General features: G+C 73.8%; 16 protein-coding genes. 14 read left to right on the forward strand and 2 right to left on the reverse strand.

The features are described from left to right. The first annotated feature begins 131 nt into the window (after positions 1-131). Together AB0J71_RS04835 and AB0J71_RS04840 are read left to right on the forward strand one after the other, a co-directional pair. A complete protein-coding gene (locus tag AB0J71_RS04835; protein ID WP_352320724.1) occupies positions 132-1262 on the forward strand; it encodes an alkaline phosphatase PhoX in 1131 nt (376 codons plus the stop codon). 108 nt (positions 1263-1370) lie between these two features. Next, on the forward strand, positions 1371-2225 hold the full coding sequence (locus AB0J71_RS04840; protein ID WP_364412784.1) for an SGNH/GDSL hydrolase family protein: 855 nt from the start codon (positions 1371-1373) through the stop codon (positions 2223-2225). 45 nt (positions 2226-2270) lie between these two features. On the opposite strand, the gene AB0J71_RS04845 is transcribed toward AB0J71_RS04840, so the two are convergent. Next, entirely contained in the window at positions 2271-3476 is a 1206-nt protein-coding gene (locus AB0J71_RS04845) for a helix-turn-helix domain-containing protein (RefSeq protein ID WP_352320639.1), read from the reverse strand. A 184-nt stretch (positions 3477-3660) separates the two neighbouring features. Between AB0J71_RS04845 and AB0J71_RS04850 the strand changes: the two genes are divergently transcribed. From AB0J71_RS04850 to AB0J71_RS04890, 9 genes are all read left to right on the forward strand, one after another. Next, positions 3661-6189, forward strand: coding sequence for a glycoside hydrolase family 9 protein (locus AB0J71_RS04850; RefSeq protein WP_364412787.1), 2529 nt, complete (start codon positions 3661-3663; stop codon positions 6187-6189). A 75-nt stretch (positions 6190-6264) separates the two neighbouring features. Next, positions 6265-6588 (forward strand): PadR family transcriptional regulator, encoded by a 324-nt coding sequence (locus tag AB0J71_RS04855; protein ID WP_189651648.1) that lies wholly within the window; start codon positions 6265-6267, stop codon positions 6586-6588. Beyond that, positions 6585-7490: a hypothetical protein gene (locus AB0J71_RS04860; protein ID WP_352320644.1), complete on the forward strand. Its 906-nt coding sequence runs from the start codon at positions 6585-6587 to the stop codon at positions 7488-7490. Before AB0J71_RS04855 ends, AB0J71_RS04860 begins: the two co-directional genes overlap by 4 nt. A gap of 33 nt (positions 7491-7523) precedes the next feature. Beyond that, entirely contained in the window at positions 7524-8408 is an 885-nt protein-coding gene (locus tag AB0J71_RS04865) for a hypothetical protein (RefSeq protein ID WP_364412790.1), read from the forward strand. Between the two features lie 7 nt (positions 8409-8415). Further along, positions 8416-10176, forward strand: a complete 1761-nt coding sequence (locus tag AB0J71_RS04870) for a peptidoglycan-binding protein (RefSeq protein ID WP_364412793.1) — start codon at positions 8416-8418, stop codon at positions 10174-10176. Next, complete coding sequence (locus AB0J71_RS04875) at positions 10169-10855, forward strand: ABC transporter ATP-binding protein (protein WP_352320649.1); 687 nt, start codon at positions 10169-10171, stop codon at positions 10853-10855. Before AB0J71_RS04870 ends, AB0J71_RS04875 begins: the two co-directional genes overlap by 8 nt. Then, positions 10855-12033: an ABC transporter permease gene (locus AB0J71_RS04880; RefSeq protein ID WP_352320651.1), complete on the forward strand. Its 1179-nt coding sequence runs from the start codon at positions 10855-10857 to the stop codon at positions 12031-12033. Before AB0J71_RS04875 ends, AB0J71_RS04880 begins: the two co-directional genes overlap by 1 nt. Positions 12034-12063: 30 nt before the next feature. Then, entirely contained in the window at positions 12064-13317 is a 1254-nt protein-coding gene (locus AB0J71_RS04885; RefSeq protein ID WP_364412796.1) for a histidine kinase, read from the forward strand. After that, on the forward strand, positions 13314-15506 hold the full coding sequence (locus AB0J71_RS04890; protein WP_364412798.1) for a sensor histidine kinase: 2193 nt from the start codon (positions 13314-13316) through the stop codon (positions 15504-15506). Before AB0J71_RS04885 ends, AB0J71_RS04890 begins: the two co-directional genes overlap by 4 nt. Here AB0J71_RS04890 and AB0J71_RS04895 read toward each other — a convergent pair. Continuing rightward, positions 15503-16147 (reverse strand): hypothetical protein, encoded by a 645-nt coding sequence (locus tag AB0J71_RS04895; protein ID WP_352320656.1) that lies wholly within the window; start codon positions 16145-16147, stop codon positions 15503-15505. The two genes, AB0J71_RS04890 and AB0J71_RS04895, sit on opposite strands and share 4 nt — an antisense overlap. Before the next feature lie 177 nt (positions 16148-16324). Here AB0J71_RS04895 and AB0J71_RS04900 point away from each other — a divergent pair, with 177 nt between their 5' ends. The 3 genes from AB0J71_RS04900 to AB0J71_RS04910 are packed head-to-tail and all read left to right on the forward strand — an operon-like array spanning position 16325 to position 19567. After that, positions 16325-18412, forward strand: coding sequence for a sensor histidine kinase (locus AB0J71_RS04900; RefSeq protein ID WP_364412801.1), 2088 nt, complete (start codon positions 16325-16327; stop codon positions 18410-18412). A 47-nt stretch (positions 18413-18459) separates the two neighbouring features. Next, positions 18460-19116 carry a response regulator transcription factor gene (locus AB0J71_RS04905; protein WP_364412803.1) on the forward strand — a complete coding sequence of 219 codons (657 nt, stop codon included), beginning with the start codon at positions 18460-18462 and terminating at the stop codon, positions 19114-19116. Between the two features lie 31 nt (positions 19117-19147). Continuing rightward, positions 19148-19567, forward strand: a complete 420-nt coding sequence (locus tag AB0J71_RS04910) for a hypothetical protein (RefSeq protein ID WP_352320662.1) — start codon at positions 19148-19150, stop codon at positions 19565-19567. Positions 19568-19569: the final 2 nt, after the last annotated feature.

Raw genomic sequence — 19569 nt, forward strand, 5'->3', positions numbered from 1 at the left:
ATTTGTGAGGCGTCACAGATTTGACCGTCCGGATTTACCGCCCTGTCCAGTTCACAGAAGGACGAGCAGGGCTCATCGTCATGTCTGCGAATTCAAACGACCTCGAACGACGCGAGCCACGTGGAGTGATGATGCGCCGTCGTACGTTCATCAGGACCGTCTCCGCGGCGGTCGCGTTCTCCGGGGCGATGTGGCACGACGCCGTCGCCTCCGCGGCGGGCGCGGGCGTGAGCCCGTACGGGCCGCTCGGCGCCCCGGACGCCAACGGCATGGCGCTGCCCGCCGGTTTCACCAGCCGGGTGGTGGCCAGGTCGGGCCGGGTCGTCGGCGGCACGCTGTGGCACCCCGCTCCTGACGGCGGCGCGTGCTTCGCCGACGGCTCCGGCTGGATCTACGTGTCCAACTCCGAGGTGCCGCTCGTGGGCGGGGCCTCGGCGATCAGGTTCAGGGCCGACGGCTCGATCGACCGGGCGTACCGGATCCTGAGCGGCACGAACCTCAACTGCGCGGGCGGCGCGACCCCGTGGGGCACCTGGCTGTCGTGCGAGGAGATCTTCCGCGGCAAGGTCTACGAGACCGACCCGTACGGCAACCGCTCCGCCCAGCAGCGTCCCGCGATGGGCAAGTTCAAGCACGAGGCCGCGGCCTGCGACCCCGACCACAAGGTCGTCTACCTGACCGAGGACGAGGGCGACGGCTGCTTCTACCGGTTCACCCCCACCACCTGGGGCGACCTGTCCAGCGGCCGGCTCGACGTGCTCTGCGGACTCGGCGGCGACGACGTCGAGTGGCGGCCCGTGCCCGACGCGACGCCCGGCGTCTTCGACACCCAGACCAGGCACCAGGTCTCGGCGGCCCGCCACTTCAGCGGCGGCGAGGGCTGCCACTACGCCGCCGGGATCTGCTACTTCACCGCCAAGGGCGACCGCAAGGTCTGGGCCTACGACACCGCCAGGCAGACGGTCACCGCGATCTACGAGGGCGGCGGCACCCTCGACGGCGTCGACAACATCACCGGCCGCCCGTCCGGCGACCTGTACGTGGCCGAGGACGGCGGCAACATGGAGATCAACATCATCACCCCCGACGGCGTGGTCGCCCCCGTCATGCGCCTGGACGGCCAGGCCAAGTCGGAGATCACCGGCCCCGCGTTCTCCCCCGACGGCACCCGGCTCTACTTCTCCTCCCAGCGCGGCACCAGCGGCGAGACCGCCGGGACCGGGGGGATCACGTACGAGGTGACCGGGCCCTTCCGCCGCTGACCAGCACGGCTTCACCCCACCCGAGCCGCTGACCGGCCCGCCCTCCCTCACCGGGACCGCTGACCGGCACGGCCATCGCACCCCCCACCTCCGCCGAAGGAGTCCTCCATGGTCCGACGGTTGCTCGTCCTGCTCTCCGCGACCGCCCTGGCGCTCGGCGTCGCGCCGCCCGCACACGCCGCCCAGGGCGAGGTGTACGTGGCGCTCGGCGACTCCGCCGCGTCGGGTCCCCTGGTGCCCAACCAGGTCGTGCCCGACCTCGGGTGCTGGCGTTCCGACCACAACTACGCCCACCTGACCGCCCAGGCCATCGGCGCCGCCACCTTCAGGGACGTCACCTGCTCCGGCGCCAAGACCCGCGACATGTACAACTCCCAGAGCACCGACCTCGGCAGCGTAGCGCCCCAGCTCGACGCGCTCAGCTCGGACACCACCCTGGTCACGGTGCAGATCGGCGCCAACGACGTCGGCCTGACCGGCTTCATCGAGGACTGCCTCAACCTGCTGCCCCCGCCCGTCGGCGACGCCTGCAACGACGACTACGTCGTCGACGGCCAGGACTCCTGGCGGGTCAAGACCGACGCGCTGCGGCCCAAGCTGGCCACGCTGGTGACCGACATCCGCGCCCGCGCCCCGCGCGCCCGGATCTTCATGGTCGGCTACGCCACCTACGCGCCGCCGAACGGCTGCTATCCGACCGTCCCGATCATCAAGGCCGACGCCAACTACATCCGCGCCACGCTCCAGTACTTCAACCGGATGCTGGCCGAGCAGGCCGCCGCCGCGGGCGTGTCGTTCGTCGACCTGCAGACGCCGAGCGTGGGCCACGACCCGTGCAAGGCCCCCGGCGTGCGCTGGATCGAGCCGTACGTGCCGGCCTCGCCCGCCGCCCCGTTCCACCCCAACGGCCTCGGGATGCGGAACTTCGCCACCGTGGTGACCGCCGCGGTGTCCGCGGTCTGACCGCTTGAGATCACGGGAACCGTCCCTGCCGGGGGCGGCTCCCGTTCACTTGCGGTGCCGGCGTCTGGCGGCGAGCGCGGCGCCGATGCGTTGCAGGTGGGCCGGGTCCACGGGGTCGAGGCCGGTCAGGCTGACGGCCCTGCGCAGGCGGTAGTCGACCGTGTTGGGGTGCACGTGCAGCAGCTCGGCCGTACGGCGGCGGTCGAGGCCGGTGTCCAGGTAGACCGTGAGCGTCCTGAGCAGGTCGGGGTTGTCGAGCAGCGGGTCGAGCAGCCCGGCGAGCACGGCGGTGGCCTGGGTCGGCCGGGTGAGCTGGTACTCCAGCAGCACGTCGGCCAGCCGGTAGGCGCCCGGCGGCTGCTCGAAGACCCGCACCACCTCCAGGACCTCCTCGGCCAGCTTGACCGCCTCCGGCACGCCGGGCGGCGCGGCGATCTCGGCCGCCGCCCACACCGGCACGCCGGCCGCCTTGGCCATCGCGACGGCCGTCTCGCCGACCTCGTACCAGTCGGGGTCCTCGCCGGTGATCGGCACGAACACCAGGCCGCCCGTGGTGTCCAGCACCGACAGCACCGGCTCGGCCGCGCCCCGCTGGAGCGCCGTCCTGATCCGGTGGAGCTTGCGGCGGCCCGCGATCGACCCGCCCGGCTCGTCGCTCTCCTCGTCGGGATGCCGGCCGACGGCCAGCGCCAGCACCAGGTAGCGCGGGGCCAGCCGCACCCCGGCCAGGGCCGCCCGGTCGCCGCCGAGCAGCGCGGACACGGCGGCGTGCAGCGCGTGCTGCTCGTGGCTGAGCATCCCCTCGCGCTCCTCCAGGTACGCGGTGCACACGGCGGCCGTCACCGACTCCGTGTAGAGGAGGATGAGGCGGTTGGCCGTCAGCACGTCCTCGAAGTCGGCGGGCGTGGCCGCGGCGAACAGGTGCTCCCACACCTTGCGCGCGCCCAGGTGGTAGGCGGCCAGCAGGGCCTCCAGCGGCACGCCCTCCTGGGCCCGGCGGGCCGCCGACGAGCGCAGCGGGGCCAGCTCGGCCCTGGTGGGCGGGCGGCGGTCGCGGAACATGCGGGCGATCAGCCGCAGGTTGTGCTCGGTGATGACGGTGATCTCGCCGTCGAGCTCCTCCTTCGGCAGCCGCCGGTAGAGGGGGATCTCCTCGGCGAAGCCGCGGACGAGCTGCCTGGCCAGCTTGGCGGTCTGGCGTTCGAGCAACTCGTGCGCGGCGCACCCGGCCAGGGTGAGGGCAGGGACCACGTTCGAAACCCTCCCAGAACATGAGCCGTCAGTGAAGGGCGGCCGACAGGCTCGGTCCGGGCCGGGGCGTGAAAGTTTCAGCGTCTTCCAGCACCGATGGCGGGCATCCGTTGACGGGGCGGCGGTGGGCAAGGAGGATCGGGAGCGCTCCACTGGGAGCGCTCCCAACCCCTGAAGGACCTCCATGACCCGATGCCGGGCCGCGCTGCTGGCCCTCCTCACCATGGTCGCCCTGTCCCCCGCCGCGTCCGCCCGCGCCGCCGACGAGGGACCCGAGCAGATCGTGAACGGCACCTTCGACGCCGGCACCGCCCCCTGGTGGAGCACCGGCAACACCACCCTGACGATCGACGGCGGCAGGCTGTGCGCCGACGTCCCCGGCGGCACCGCCAACCCCTGGGACGTCATCATCGGCCAGGACGGCGTCCCGCTGGTCGCCGGCGACACCTACGCCTACAGGTTCTCGGCCTCCGCCACCCCCGCCAAGGTCGGCAAGGCCCTGATCCAGCTCCCCGTGGACCCGTGGACGCAGTACCTGTCGGCCGCCCCGGAGCTGAGCGTCTCGGGGAACGACTACTCCTACACCTTCACCGCCCCGGTCTCGCTGCCGAACGCCCAGGTGGCGTTCCAGCTGGGCGGCAGCGCCGAGCCCTGGAGGTTCTGCATGGACGACGTGTCGCTGAAGGGCGGCGCCGAACCCGAGGTCTACGAGCCGGACACGGGCCCGCGCGTCCGGGTGAACATGGTCGGCTACCTGCCCTCGGGCCCGAAGAAGGCCACCCTGGTCACCGACGCCACCACGCCCCTGGACTGGGAGCTGCGCAACGCGGCACACGAAACGGTCGCGAACGGACGTACCGCCCCCAAGGGCCTGGACGCCAGCTCGGGCCAGAACGTGCACACCATCGACTTCGGCGCCTACGCCAAGCCCGGCGAGGGCTACACGCTGACCGCCGACGGCGAGACCAGCAGGCCGTTCGACATCGACGCCGACGTGTACGACTCCCTCCCCACGGACGCGCTGAAGTTCTACTACACCCAGCGCAGCGGCATCGAGATCCTCGACAGCCTGCGCCCCGGCTACGGACGCCCGGCCGGCCACGCGGGCACGTCCCCCAACCAGGGCGACACGGCCGTGCCCTGCCAGGCGGGCGGCTGTGACTACACCCTGAACGTCAAGGGCGGCTGGTACGACGCCGGCGACCACGGGAAGTACGTGGTCAACGGCGGCATCGCGGTCCACCAGCTCATGGCGGCCTACGAACGCGACCGGGCCGCCTTCACCGACGGCCAGCTCGAGATTCCCGAGAGCGGCAACGGCGTCCCGGACGTGCTGGACGAGGCCCGCTGGGAGCAGGAGTTCATCCTGAGCATGCAGGTGCCGGACGGCAAGCCGTACGCGGGGATGGCCCACCACAAGGTGCACGACCAGAACTGGACCGGCCTGCCGCTGCTGCCGCACCTCGACCCGCAGAAGCGCGAGCTGCACCCGCCGTCCACGGCCGCGACGCTCAATCTGGCCGCGACGGCGGCGCAGGCGGCCCGGCTGTTCGCGCCCTACGACCCGGCGTTCTCGGCCAGGAACCTCAAGGCGGCGCGCAAGGCGTGGGCGGCGGCGAAGGCGAACCCGGCCCGGTACGCCGACCCCGCCGACGGCGTGGGCGGCGGCGCCTACGACGACGCGGACGTGACCGACGAGTTCTACTGGGCGGCGGCCGAGCTCTACCTGACGACGGGCGAGAAGGAGTTCGCGGACTTCGTGCTGGCCTCGCCGCACCACACCGGCGACATCTGGCGCGAGCGCGGCTTCGACTGGGGCAACACCGCCCAGCTCGGCCGGCTGGGCCTGGCGACCGTGCCCAACGCGCTGCCGGGCCGGGACAAGGTGCGGCAGTCGGTCGTCGAGGGGGCGGACAAGTACCTGGCGGTGCAGCGGGCGCACCCGTACGGGCTGCCGTACGCGCCGGCGGACTTCGACTGGGGCTCCAACAACCTGGTACTCAACAACCTGGTCGTGCTGGCCACCGCCTACGACCTGACCGGCCAGGAGAAGTACCGGGCCGCCGTCCGGGAGGGCATGGACTACCTGCTCGGCCGCAACGCGCTCAACATCTCCTACGTCACCGGCTACGGCGAGGTCTCCGCCCAGAACCAGCACAGCCGCTGGTACGCCCACCAGCTCGACCACGCGCTGCCCCGCCCGCCGCGCGGCTCGCTGGCCGGCGGCCCCAACTCGGCCATCCAGGACCCGGTCGCCCAGCGGCTGCTGCGCGGCTGCAAGCCCCAGTTCTGCTACGTCGACGACATCGAGTCCTGGTCCACCAACGAGCTGACCATCAACTGGAACTCGCCGCTGGCGTGGGTCTCGGCGTTCCTGGCGGACAAGGGCGAGCAGGCCGCCTGCCGGGTGCGCTACTCGGCGCACGGCTCGTGGCCCGGCGGCTTCACCAGCCAGATCGTGATCGAGAACACCGGCAAGGAGAGCGTGAACGGCTGGACCCTGAGCTGGTCGTTCCCCGGCGGCCAGCGGATCAAGGAAGGCTGGGGGGCCGAGCTCGTCCAGTCCGGAGCGGTGGTGACGGCGCGGAACCTCGGCTACAACGGCCGGATCAGGCCCGGCGGGTCCGTGACGTTCGGTTTCGTCGGCACGCACGCCTCGGGGCCCAACCCCGCCCCGGAGGTCTTCCGCCTCGACGGCGACCGCTGCCGGTGACGCGCGACGCGGGCGGCCCTTGCGGGGGTCCGCCCGCGTTGCCCACACTCCGTTGAACGGAATACTGTCTCCCCCATGCCCAGGGGAACCTCAGAAGTCAGCGAGCCGATGTACTTCGTGCTCGCCGCGCTGCGCGCCGGCCCGCTGCACGGCCACGCGATCAGCAAGTCGGTCAAGGAGCTGTCCGGCGGCCGGGTGCAGCCCTCCGTCGGCACGCTCTACGGCATCCTGGAACGCCTCAACGAGCGGGGCGTCATCACCGTCGACCGTGAGGAGACGGTCAACGGGCGCAACCGGCGCTACTTCCGGATCACCGACGAGGGCCAGGCGCTGGTGGAGGCGGAGGCGAGACGCATGCAGGCGGCCGCCTCGCTAGTCCTGCGGCCGTCGGCCGGATGACGGCCGTCGGGTCCGCGCGAGCCGCGTCCGCGCTCGAACGGCGTTACCGCAGGCTCCTGCTCGCCTATCCCAGGACGTACCGCGCGGCCCATGGTGACGAGCTGCTCGACGTGCTGCTCGAATCGGCCGAGCCGGGGCGGCGCGTCCCGGTGCCGCGCGAGGCGTGGGGGCTGCTCAGGGGCGGGGTGCGCAGCCGGATCGTCCACCTGGCGACCGGCAGCCCGTGGGCGGACGGCGTGCACCTCGCCGTCACCGCCGTCGCGGCGGCGAACCTGGCCGCGCTGCTGCCCTACGCCGGCACGCTGCCGCTCTGGACGCTGCTGTCGGCGCTCACGCTGCTGGCGACCGCTCGCGGGTGGCTGCGCACGGCGGCGGCGCTGACCCTGCTCACCGGGGCCAAGGCGGTGGCGCTGGCCGGCGGGTGGTGGCAGCCGTTCGACACGACGCTGTTACCGGTCTATCCGACGTTCCTCCAGGTCCGGCCGTTGTTCATGGACAGCGACCCCTACCTGGTGGCGGGCACCTACGCGGTGGCGTTGACCGGCCTGCTCGTGCTGCGGCGGGCGCCGCGCACGAGGTCGTGGTGGTGGTGGGCGGCGGCCGTGGCGGCGGCGTGGGCCGGCCCCGAGTGGATGGAGGACTCCACGTCGTTCCCGCTCAGCCTGAGCAGGCTGGTCGTGGAGGCGGTGGCGTTCGGGCTGGCGGCGGGGAGCGCCTACCTGGCCCGCGACCACCGGTGGACGCTGGCGGCGGCGATCTACCTAGCGACGACGTCGGGCGAGCTGGTGCTGCACTCCGAGGCCCTGACCCGGCAGCACCTGGCCTACTGGGGGGTGCTCGCGCTGCTGATCATGGGGGCCGCCTTCGCGCCCTTCCGTCAGCGGCGGCACTGCCTGGATTGACCATACTTCGTGGAACGGAGTATGGTCTCCGCCATGCTCAAGAGATCCCGCCTGGCCATCGCCATGTCGCTCTCGGCGGCCGTGCTCTGCGGCTGCGGGGGCGCCGCCGAGCCGACCGGCGGCACCGAGACCGCCCAGCCGTCGCGGGCCGCCGCCGCCAAGGACAAGAAGCACCAGTTCGAGGCGGCCAAGGCCGACTGCATGAAGCAGAAGGGCTTCAAATACGTGCCGTACGTGAAGCCCGAGGACAAGAGCGAGGACACGCGTAAGCGCAACTCCGGCGACTACCAGGCGATGCGGAAATATCGCGCTAAATACGGATTCGGCAGGTTCGCCATCCACGTCTACCCCACGGAGGGACCGGACGCCCAGGCCGAGATGGACCCCAACGTAAAGATCCAGGAGGACCTCTCCCCCGCCCAGAACGACGCCTACAACAAGGCCATCAACGTCTGCATGGTCACGGCCGGCAAGCAGGCCCTCGGCCTCACCCTGAAGTCGCGCATGGACTATTACAACCAGCTGGGCCTCGCCCGCAAACGGGCGAAGGCCGCCGAGCTCGACGGCGACCCCCGACTGGTGGAGCTGACCGGTCCCATGGCCACCTGCCTCAAGGGCAAGGGCTACTCGGTCACCGACACCAAGCCGACGGCCATGAACCTGCGCGGCGACGAGGAGTTCGGACGGCAGCAGGACAAGCTGGGCCGCGCACAGCAGAAGAACCTTCCCGACGACGAGAAGAGAACGTCGGGGTCGTTCATCATGCCGGAGCTCACCCCCGAGGCGGCCAAGCCGTACCTCGCCAAGGAGATCAAGGCCGCGCTCGACGACCTGGAGTGCGGCAAGGACTTCTACGCGACGTACGTGCCGAAGGAGGCGGCGCTCGAACAGAAGATCAACGACCAGTTCGCCTTCTGACAAGCCCATGAGATCCCCACGCAGGCTCCTCGCCGTCGTGATCGCCGGCGTCCTGATCGTCGCCGGCGCCGGATGGGTGGTGGGCACCCGGCTGCGCTCCCCCGCCGATGAGGCGGCCAGGCGCGCCGCGCCCAAGCCCTCCCTCGTGACCGCCGCCGTCGAGCGCCGCAGGCTCGTCAGCACCGTCGTGGTCAACGGCACCCTCGAATACGGCTCGCCGCTGCCGGTCGGCCTGGCCGGGGCCGTCGGCGGCGCGTCCGAGCTGCAGCGGGCCACCAGGGCGCCGCGTCCCGGCCGGATCGCCGAGGGCGGGGTGCTGATGGAGGTCAACGGCCGGCCGGTGTTCGTCCTGCGCGGCTCGGTGCCGATGCACCGCACGATCACCCCGGGCAGCGAGGGCGACGACGTCGCCCAGGTGCAGCGGGCGCTGCGCAGGCTGGGGCACCGCGCGCCGGCCACCGGCGTCTTCGACCCGGCCACGGTCGCCGCGCTCACCCGGCTCTACGCGGCCAAGGGATACCAGGCCCAGCGGCCCGCCCTCGCCGACCGGCAGACCTACGAGACCCTGCGCAAGGCCGTACGGACCGCCAAGGAGACCCTGGCGGCCGAGAAACAGGCGCTCGACCGGGGACGTGACGTGCTCCCGCTCAAGCTCAGGCTGAAGAACGCCAGGACCGGGCTCACGGCGGCCCGCCGCGCCCTGGCCGAGGCCCGGTCCGAGGAGCTGCCGCCGGCCGACGAGGCCCGGCTGTCGGCCGCCGACTCGGCGGTGCGGGCGGCCGAGGAGCGGCTGCTGGAGGCCGAGCAGGCCCTGGAAGCCGCCCGCACCCGGCCCACGACCGCGCCCACGAGCGCACCAACGGCGGCCGCCACCGGCACCCCCGCGCCCACCGGCACGGCCGCTCCCCGACCGACGACCTCACCCGCCGACACGCGGCTGCTGGAGCTGCGGGTGGCCAACGCCCGCGCCGACCTGTCGGCCGCCCAGGAGGCCCGCGACCTGATCGTCAAGGAGGCCGGGCAGACCCGCGCGGCCCGGATCGAGCAGCTGCGCGCGGCCGTGCGCACCGCCCAGGAGACGCTGGCGACCGCCGAGCAGGCGCTGCGCCAGGCCAGGCAGCTCTCCCCCGCCCGGCTCAAGGTGACCGGCGCGCGGGCGGACGTGGCGGCGGCCGAGGAGATGCTGGCCGAGTACTCCCGCACGTACGGGGTCTCGATCCCGCCCGGCGAGGTGGTGTTCCTGCCGAAGCTGCCGGCCCGCGTTCGCAAGGTGTCGGTCAAGGCGGGGCAGCGCGTCGAGGGCGAGGTCGCCACCGTGACGAGCTCGTCGTTCGCGGTCACGGCGTCGGTCGAGGCGGCGGAGTCGGAGCTGCTGCGCGCGGGCATGCCGGCGACGGTCGAGCTGGACACCGGCCGGTCGTACCCGGCCCGGCTGACCGCCGTGGGCGACAAGGCGAAGGTGCCGGGCTCCGCGGCGGTCGAAGGCGGGGGACAGCCCGTCCTGATCACGCCGGGCCCGGCCAAGGGGCTCAAGGCCGGGACCGCGGTGACGGCGCGGATCACCGTGGGGGCGACGAAGGACCCGGTCCTCGTGGTGCCCGTGGCGGCCGTGATCACCTCGGCCGACGGCCGGGCCCGCGTACGCGTCGAGTACGCCGCCGACCGCACCAGGGACGTCGAGGTCCGCACGGGCCTGTCCGCCGACGGGAACGTCGAGGTCACCGGCGCGCTCAAGGAGGGCGACCGGGTGGTGGTCGGCGATGCCTGAGCGGGGGGCCGAGCCGGTCATCGAGCTGACGGGGGTGTGCCGGCGGTACGCCGCGCAGCCGCCGGTCCGCGCGCTGGACGCCGTCTCGCTGCGGGTGGGCCGCGGCGACCACGTGGCCGTCATGGGGCCGTCCGGCTCCGGCAAGTCCACGCTGCTCAACGTGCTGGGCCTGCTCGACCGGCCCGACTCCGGCAGCTACCGCCTCGACGGCGCCGAGACCACCACGCTCCCCGACGGCGTCAGGACCAGGTTGCGCGGCGAGCGGATCGGCTTCGTCTTCCAGTCCTTCCACCTGCTCGCCCACCGCACCGTGGTGGAGAACGTGATGCTCGCCGAGCTCTACACCCGGCGGCCGCGCAAGGGCAGGCGGGAGCGGGCCCTGGCGGCGCTCGACCGCGTCGGCCTCGGACACCGTACGGCGTTCGCGCCCGGCCGGCTGTCCGGGGGCGAACGTCAGCGCACGGCCATCGCCAGGGCCCTCATGGGCTCCCCGTCGCTGCTGCTGTGCGACGAGCCGACCGGCAACCTCGACAGCCGCAACACCGAGGCGGTGCTCGACCTGTTCGACGAGCTGCGGCGGCAGGGCCTGACCATCGTCGTCATCACGCACGAGCAGGAGGTCGGCGCGCGCGCCGAGCGGCGGGTGCGGATCACCGACGGCGTCCTGGTGGAGGAGTGATGGACCTGCGCGACCTGGCCGGCGAGGCCGTCGCCGGCCTGCTGGCCCGGCCGCTGCGCACGGCGCTCACCACGCTCGGCACCGTGCTCGGCATCACCACCCTCGTCGTGACGCTCGGCGTGGCCGCCACCGCGGGCAACCAGGTCGTGGGCCACTTCGACGCGCTGGTGGCCACGGCCATCACCGTCGAGGTGCCCGCCTCGCCGAAGGCGCCCCTGGTGACCTGGGACGCCGTCGACCGGCTGACCAGGCTGCGCGGCGTGGAGTCGGCCGCCGCGCTGTCGGAGAGCGAGGACACCGCCAACCTGTCCGTGCGCTCCAACGACATCGTCGATCCGGCGCGCATCACCACGCAGTCGCTGCCGGTGGTCGCCGCGACCACCGGCCTTCCCGGGGCCCTGCGCGGCACGATGCTGCACGGCAGGTTCTACGACGCCGGGCACGTCCGGCGCGGCGACCGGGTGGCCGTGCTCGGCGACCAGGCCGCCCGGCTGCTCGGGATCACCCGGCTCGACGGGGCGCCCGCGGTCTTCATCGGCAGACACGCGTACACGGTGATCGGCGTGCTCGGCGGGCTGCGCCGGGAGCGCGACCTGGGCGCGGCCGTGTTCGTGCCGCCGACCGCCGGGGCCCGGTTCGGGCTGCGGACGGTCACCAGAGTGCTGGTCAACACCGGCCTGGGCGCCACCGCGCTGGTCGCGGGCCAGACGCCGGTCGCGCTCAGCCCCGGCAACGAGGACCTGCTCCAGGTTGTCGCGCCGGCCGGCCCCACCCGGGCCCGCGACGCCGCCCAGGACGACGTCAACGCGCTGTTCCTGATCCTCGGCCTGGTCTCGCTCGTCGTGGGCGCGGTCGGCATCGCCAACGTCACGCTCGTCACGGTGATGGAACGGGTGCCCGAGATCGGGCTGCGGCGGGCGCTCGGCGCGGCGCGGCGGCACGTGGCCGCCCAGTTCCTGCTGGAGTCGACGCTGGTCGGGCTGGCCGGCGGCGTGATCGGCACGAGCCTCGGCGTGGTCGCCGTCGTCGCCGTCTCGGCCGCCAGGGAGTGGACGCCGCTCCTCGACGCGCGGCTGGCGCTGGCCGCGCCGGTGGCCGGGGCGGTGGTGGGGTTGCTGGCCGGGCTCTATCCGGCGCTGCGGGCGGCGAAGATGCAGCCGGTGGACTCTCTGCGATAGCGGTCCCGCCACTTATGATGTGCCCGACATATGGCGAAAAAAGCCCAGCGGATGCTGCTCAGAGCGGTCAGACCGCTGCTCGTCAAGGCAGCGGTCCTGTCCGGGCTGCGCGGACGCGAGCGGACCCTCCTCCTGCTCAACCGCGCCCTGGTCTACCTCGCGCTGACCGCCGTGGTCGGCGCCGTCTACTTCGGGGTCGGCGCGCTCGACGGCCTGTTCGGCTCGTGGTCCGACCTGATCGCGGCGCTGGCCGCGGGCGCGCTGTTCCAGCCCGTACGGCTGCGCCTGCAGAACGCGGCGGACCGGCTGTTCCGGTGGGAGCGCGACCCGTACCGGCTGGCCGACCGGGTGAGCCGGAGCGTGCAGGAGGCCAGGGGGCCGGCCGAGGCCCTGGCGTCGGCGGCCCACGCCGTCCGGCTGGCCCTGGGGGCGACCGGCGTCGCGGTGGAGGTCGTCCTGCCCGGCGGACGGGTGCGCAGCGTCATCGCCGGGGAGATGGGCCCGGCCCCCTCGGTCGAACGCCTGGTCTGGCACGGCAAGTCGATGGGCTGGTTGTCGGTCAGCGGCGAGCCGCGCGACCGGGCGCTGCTGGACATGCTGGCCAGGCAGCTCGCCGAGGTCGCCCACGCCGTACGGCTCAGCGCCGACCTGCAGCGCTCGCGCGAGCGCATGCTGGTCACCCGCGAGGAGGAACGCCGCGAACTCCGCCGCAACCTGCACGACGGCCTCGGACCGGCGCTGACGAACCTGGCGATGAGCGTCGACCAGGCCCGGCTCAGCCTGGCCAGCGACCCCGGCTCGGTCGAGCCCCTGCTCAGCACGGCACGCAGGCAGATGACCGAGGCCATCGTGGATGTCCGCGACCTGGTGTACGGCCTGCGTCCGCCCGCGCTCGACGGCGCCGGACTGGACGAGCTCGGCCTGGAGGGCGCCTTACGGCTGCTCGCCGACGCGCCCGGCCCGAGGGTGGACGTGGTGGTCTCGGGCTCGCTGGCCGACCTGCCGGCCGCGGTGGAGGTGGCGGCGTACAAGGTCGCACATGAGGCGATGGCGAACGTGCGCCGGCACGCCCGCGCCACCACCGCCCTGATCAGGGTGGAGCGGCGCGCCGGGCTCCGGCTGACGGTGTCCGACGACGGGATCGGGCTGCCCGAGCAGCGCCGCCAGGGGGCCGCCCTGATGCGCGGGCGGGCCGAGGAGGTGGGCGGCGTGTGCCGGCTGGACGTGCGCCCCGGCGGCGGCACCGAGGTCGTCGCGGAACTGCCGGTCAAGGAGCCACGATGACCCCTGCCGACCACGACGACCCCGGTCCCGGCGCGGACGGCCCCGGCGCGAACGGGCCCGGCGCGAACGGCCCCGGCGCGAACGGCCCCGGCGCGAACGGGCCCGGCGCGAACGGTCGCGGCGCGGACGGGCCCGGCCGCGCGCGGGTGTGGCGGCGGCGGCTCGTGCTGGCGGTCGTGTGGACGGCGGCCGTGGCCTCGCTCGCGGCCGTGGTGACGGCGGCGGTGCTGGCGGCGCAGCTCGGCGGGCTGGCCGATACGCAGGGGCTCGACCCGATCGGGCTGATGTTCCCGCTCGCCGGCGCGTTCCTGATCAGCAGGCGGCCCCGGCTGCTGATCCCGTGGCTCATGTGGGCGACGGGCGTGGTCTGGTCGGCGTACTCGCTGCTGTTCGCGCTGACCGGCTGGATGTACTTCCACGCGCCCGGCCCGCTCCTGCCCTACGTCGCCTGGCCGGCCATCTGGCTGTGGCTGCTGCCGGTGCCCGCGTTCACGGGCATCATGCCGCTGCTCTTCCCGGACGGGCGGCTGCCGTCGCGGCGCTGGCGGCCGGTGCTCTACGGCAATCTGGTGCTCATGGCCGGGCACTCGCTGCTGCTCGGCCTGTCCCCCGACCCGTCGTTCGAGCTCGGGGTGCCGGTGGGCAACCCGTTCGGGGTGGCGGCGCTGGGCAGGGTCCCCGAGGTCGTGGAGTCGTGGATCGGGCCCCCGATGATCCTGCTGTGCCTGCTCGGCGTGGTCTCGCTGGGCTTCAGGTACCGGGCGGCGACGCCCGAGGTGCGCCGCCAGATCATCTGGTACTTCTACGCCATGGTGATCTTCGTCGGCTACTGGATCGCCAGCGCGGGCAACCAGGACACCTTCATCATCGCCGTACGGGTCTTCCTGGCCGCGGGCATCCCCATCGCGATCATCGCCGCCGTGCTGCGCCACCAGCTCTACGGCATCCGGCTCATCCTCAACCGCACGCTGGTGTACGGCACGCTCGCGGTCGGGGCCGGCCTCACGTACTCGGCGCTCATCTGGACGTCCAACAGCCTGGCCGACGGCTACGGCGCGGCGGCCGGGCTCGCCTCCGCGATGGTCACCGGCGCGGCCTTCCATCCCGTGCGCCTGCGCCTCCAGCGCTCGGTGGACCGGCTGTTCAACGTGGAACGCGACCCGTACCGGGCGGCCGATCTGCTCAGCCGTACCGTGCAGGGGGCCGGTGACCCGGCGGGGGCGCTGGCCGAGGCGATCTCCGTCGTGCGCACGTCCCTGGTCGCCCGCGGGGTGGGCGTGGAGGTGCCGGGCGAGCCCGCGCTGTCGTTCGTGGACGGCGAGCTGGGCGCCCGGCCTCGGTCCGTCGAGCTGACCTGGCACGGCGAGCCGGTCGGGCGGCTGCGGATCGCCGGGGCGCGGCCGGGCCGCGAGCCGCTGGACGTCATGGCCAAGCACCTGGCCGAGCTGGCGCACGCCGTACGGCTGAGCACCGACCTGCGCGACTCCCACGAGCGGATCAGCGCCACCCGCGACGAGGAGCGGCGCCGGCTGGGCAGGGAGCTGCACGACGGGCTCGGCCCCACTCTGACCAGCGTGACGATGACCCTGGACGAGGCGCGGCGGCGGCTGGAGCGCGACCCCGAGTCGGTGGAGGAGCTGCTGGTCCGGGTGCGCGAGGAGATGACCAGCACGCTGATGTCGGTGCGCGAGCTGGTGGACGGCCTGCGCCCGCCGGTGCTGGACGAGCTGGGCCTGGCCGGCGCCCTGCGCGCCTTCGGCCAGGCCCCGGGCCCCCGGGTCGAGGTCACCGTGCCGCCGGCCGCCGACGGGTCCGAAGGGCTGCCCGCCGGGTCCGACGGGGTCCTCGACGGGGCCGACAGGGTCCTCGACGGGTCCGACAGGGCCCTCGACGGGTTGCCGGCGGCGGTGGAGACGGCCGCGTACCGAATCGTGCAGGAGGCGCTGACGAACGTGCGCCGCCACGCCCAGGCCACGTCGGCGCTGGTCACGTTGCGGCGGGAGGCCGGGGAACTGCGGGTGTCGGTCGCCGACGACGGCACCGGCCTGCCCGGCGAGCCGTCGCCGGGCGTGGGGCTGACGTCGATGCGCGAGCGGGCGGCCGAGATCGGCGGCACCTGCGCGATCGGCCCCCGGGCGGGCGGCGGCACCGAGGTGACCGCCGTCCTGCCGCTCACGCCGCAGGCCTAGGAGGTCAGCCGCGGACGCAGCGCGAGCAGCGCGCCGAGGGTGGCGTACCCCACGACCAGGTGGATGCCGCCGATCCAGTTCGAGATCGACTCGCCGAACACGATGTACGCCGGCACCGTCACCACGGCCCAGCTCTCGGCGACGAGCGGCCACCACCGCAGCGCCCCGCGCCAGCGCCCGGCGAAGGCGATCTTGATGCCGATGGCCATCATGCCCAGCATGGACACCGGCCAGAACACGTCGAGCACCTGCATCACCGGCCCGTCCTGGAGGTCGTCGGGCAGGACGCCGTGCAGCAGGGACCAGACACTGGCCACCCCGAGCAGCACCAGCTCGACCTTGAGCATCATCCTGGCGAAGCCGGACGTGCCCGTCGCGCGGGTCGGGATCTGCACGGCGAGCAGGGCGAAGAGGCCGAGCTGGAAGAGCAGGCCGGTCAGGTCGCCGACGCGCTCGCCGAACCCCTGGGCCTGCGTGCCGTAGACGAAGATGCTGGCGGTCCAGGCGAGCGTGCCGGCGCTCAGCGCGAGACCGAGCCTGCGGACGGCGGCCGGGGCCAGGGCGGCGTCTGCGGTCGGGGGCGGGCCGGCGGGCACGTCGGTGCGGGCCCTGGCCGGGGTGGTGGTGATCTTGCCGTCCACGGGAGGTCCTCTCTCCTTGCGGGGATGTCGTGCCTCCAGGTTTCCGGCGGGCCGCCCCGGGCCGGCAGAGCCACCGGTCCCGCCTCTGACGGGACCCCTGTCCCGGGACACCAGGACACGGCGTCGGGTGTAATACGTCCCGTGACACAAACCGGACCTTCCGCCCCTCTGGCGGCAGTGACGTCCCCCGCCGCCGCGGCGCGCGGGTGGTGGGCCGTCGGGGTCGCCGTGGCCGGGGCCGGGATCGCGGTCGCCACGGTGGCGCTGGACGTGGCCGCCTCGGACGTGCGGTTGCCGCCCACGTCCGAGCTGGAGCCCGGGTGGCCGGCCGCGCTGACCGGGCTGGCGCAGCTCATCCCCGGCGCGCTGCTGCTGCGCCGGCTGCCGCGGCATCCGGTGGCCTGGGTCCTGGCGGTGTTCGGGCTGCTGTGGCTGCTGGACGGGCTGACGGGGAGCTGGGCGACGTACGCCGCCTACGTCTCGCCCGGCCTGCCGGGGGCCGCGGCGGCGTACTGGTCCTACTCGCGGTTCGGGGCGTCGCTGCTGCTCGGGCTGCCGCTGCTGATCCTGCTGTTCCCGGACGGCCGGCTGCCGCCGGGGCGGGTGTGGCGCGCGTTGTCGGTGACGAGCCTCGTGCTGACCGGGCTGCTCACGGCCCTGCTGGTGACCGCGCCGACGGCGGTGATGGAGCGCTACCACGACCGGGCGATGCCGCCGGAGATCGCGCGGCTCGGCCTCGACTTCCTGTCCGTGGACCTGCCGTACGGGTTCTGGGAGCCGGCGCTGGCGCTGGCGTACGCGTCCGTCCTGGTGAGCCTGGTGGTGCCGTTCGCGTCGATGGTGCGCAGGTACGTGGTCGCCGACGCCGAGCGGCGGGCCCAGATCCGCTGGTTGATGTGGGCCGCGCTGGTCGACATGATCGTGCTCCTGCTGCCGCTGTCGTTGTCCCCGCAGATCCCGGCGGCGCTGCTGACGCTGGCCATCGCGTTCACCGCCGCGGCCGTGGTGGTGGCGGTCACCAAGTACCGCCTGTACGACATCGACCGGCTGCTGTCGGCCACCGTGGCCTACGGCCTGCTCGCCGCGCTCGTGGTGGTCATGGACGTGGTGGTGTTCACGCTCGTGGGCAGCGTCCTCGGGGAACGGGACTCGGCCCTGGCCGCCATCGCGATCGTCGCCGTCCTGTACGCCCCGCTGCGCACCTGGCTCTGGCGGGCGGTGCGCCGGCTGGTGCGCGGCTCCAGGGATGACCCGTACGCCGCGGTCTCGACGCTGGCCGAGCGGCTGGAGCTGGCCACGGACCCGGACGAGCAGCTGCTGGCGGTGGCCACGACGCTGGCGGAGGCGTTCCGGCTGGCCTACGTGCGGGTGGAGATCGAGCGGCCGGGCGGCGAACGTTCCGTGGTGGAGCACGGGTCGCCGCGCGGGCCGTCGGTGTCGTTGCCCGTGGCCTACCGGGGCGAGACCGTGGGGCGGCTGGTGTTGTGCCGTACCGATCTGGCCGAGCGGGACCAGCGGCTGCTCGGCGACCTCGTCCGCCAGGCCGCCGCCGCGGCGCGGGCCGTCGAGCTGAGCACCGACCTGCAGCGCATCCGCGCCCGGCTGGTGCTGGCCCGCGAGGAGGAGCGCCGCAGGCTCCGGCGCGACCTGCACGACGGGCTCGGCCCGAGCCTGGGCGCGGTGGCACTGCGCATCGAGGCGGCCCGCAACCTGGCCGCCGGCGCGCCCGAGCAGGCCGACCGCATCCTGGAGCAGACGGCCGCCGAGGTCGGCGGGGTGCTGGCGGACGTGCGCAGGCTGGTCCACGACCTGCGCCCGCCCGCGCTCGACGAGCTGGGCCTGCTGCGCGCGATCGAGCAGCAGGCCGGCCGGTTCCGCACGGCCGCCCTGGACGTCCGCGTCACCGGCGACGGCCCGCCGGAAGCGCCGGGAGCGCCGGGGACGCTGGGGGCGCTGGGGGCGCTGCCCGCGGCGGTGGAGGTGGCGGCCTACCGTATCGTGTCCGAAGCGCTGGCCAACGTGGCCAGGCACGCGGGCGCGGCACGCTGCGACATCACGCTCACCGCGCGGGAGGGGGCGCTTGAGGTGTCGGTACGCGACGACGGCTCGGGCATCGGCCCCGACGTGGCGGCGGGCGTGGGCATGCTCTCGCTGCGCGAGCGCGCGGCCGAGCTGGGCGGCGACTGCCGGGTGAGCTGCCCGCCCGGCGGCGGCACCCTGGTCCTGGCCCGCCTGCCGCTGCGGGTGGAGGCCGCCGATGTCTAGCCGGGAGCCGATGTCCAGCCGGGAGCCGACGCGGGTGGAGGCGGCCGATGTCTGACCAGGAGCCGATCAGGGTCCTGCTGGCCGACGACCACCCGGTCTACCGCGACGGGCTCGCGCTGCTGCTGGGCTCGATCCCGGGCATCGAGGTGGCCGGAACCGCCGCCGACGGCCCCGAGGCGGTCGAGCGCGCCGCCGACCTCCAGCCGGACGTCGTGGTGATGGACGTCCGCATGCCGGGGCTCGACGGCATCGAGGCCACCAGGCGGATCGTGGCCGACAGCCCGCACGTCGCGGTCGTCGTGCTGACCATGTCGGAGGAGGACGCCACGCTGTTCGCCGCGATGCGCGCGGGGGCCCGCGGCTACCTGCTCAAGGGCGCGGGCCAGGGCGAGATCGTCCGGGCGATCACCGCGGTCGCGCACGGCGAGGCGATCTTCGGCCCGGCGGTGGCGCTGCGCGTCGCCGAGTTCTTCCAGGGGGCCGCCGCGGCCTCGGGCGACCCGGTCTTCCCGCAGCTGACGCCGCGCGAGCGGGAGATCCTGTCGCTGGTGGCGGCCGGCCGCTCGAACGCGCAGATCGCCTCGGCCCTGTTCCTGTCGCCGAAGACCGTGCGCAACAACGTCTCCAACATCTTCGCCAAGCTCCACGTCGCCGACCGGGCCGAGGCCATCGTCCGCGCCCGCAACGCGGGGCTCGGGAAGTGAGCCGTTCGGGGCTCCCGTACGTCATAGAGGTATGAAGATCTGGCGAATCGTGCTTCTGCCGGCGCTCGCGCTGGCCGTCACGGCCTCCGCGCTGCCCGCCGAGGCGGTGACCACGCAGCGGAAGGTGCTGGTCGACCTGCGCGAGGAGGGCGGCTTCGCGGGGCTGCTGAACCGCGTGACGGTCTACACCGACGGCTGCTTCCGGCTCAGCCGCCGTACCGGGCCGGTGGTGACCAGGTGCCTCACGGCCAGGGAACACCGCCAGCTGCGCAGCTACCTGAAGGAGCTGAGGATCGGCCGGTCCGAACGCCCGCCGCAGGGCGCGGACTTCCTCAAGTACACGCTGACCCACAAGGGCCACCACGCCACGCGGTACACGCTGCCCCGCACGTGGAAGCCGGTGGTGGCGCACCTGGACAAGGTCCTCGTCAAGTACTGGGCTCCGGACTGACC

The sequence above is a fragment of the Nonomuraea sp. NPDC049637 genome (assembly GCF_040675235.1).
GTDB lineage: Bacteria > Actinomycetota > Actinomycetes > Streptosporangiales > Streptosporangiaceae > Nonomuraea.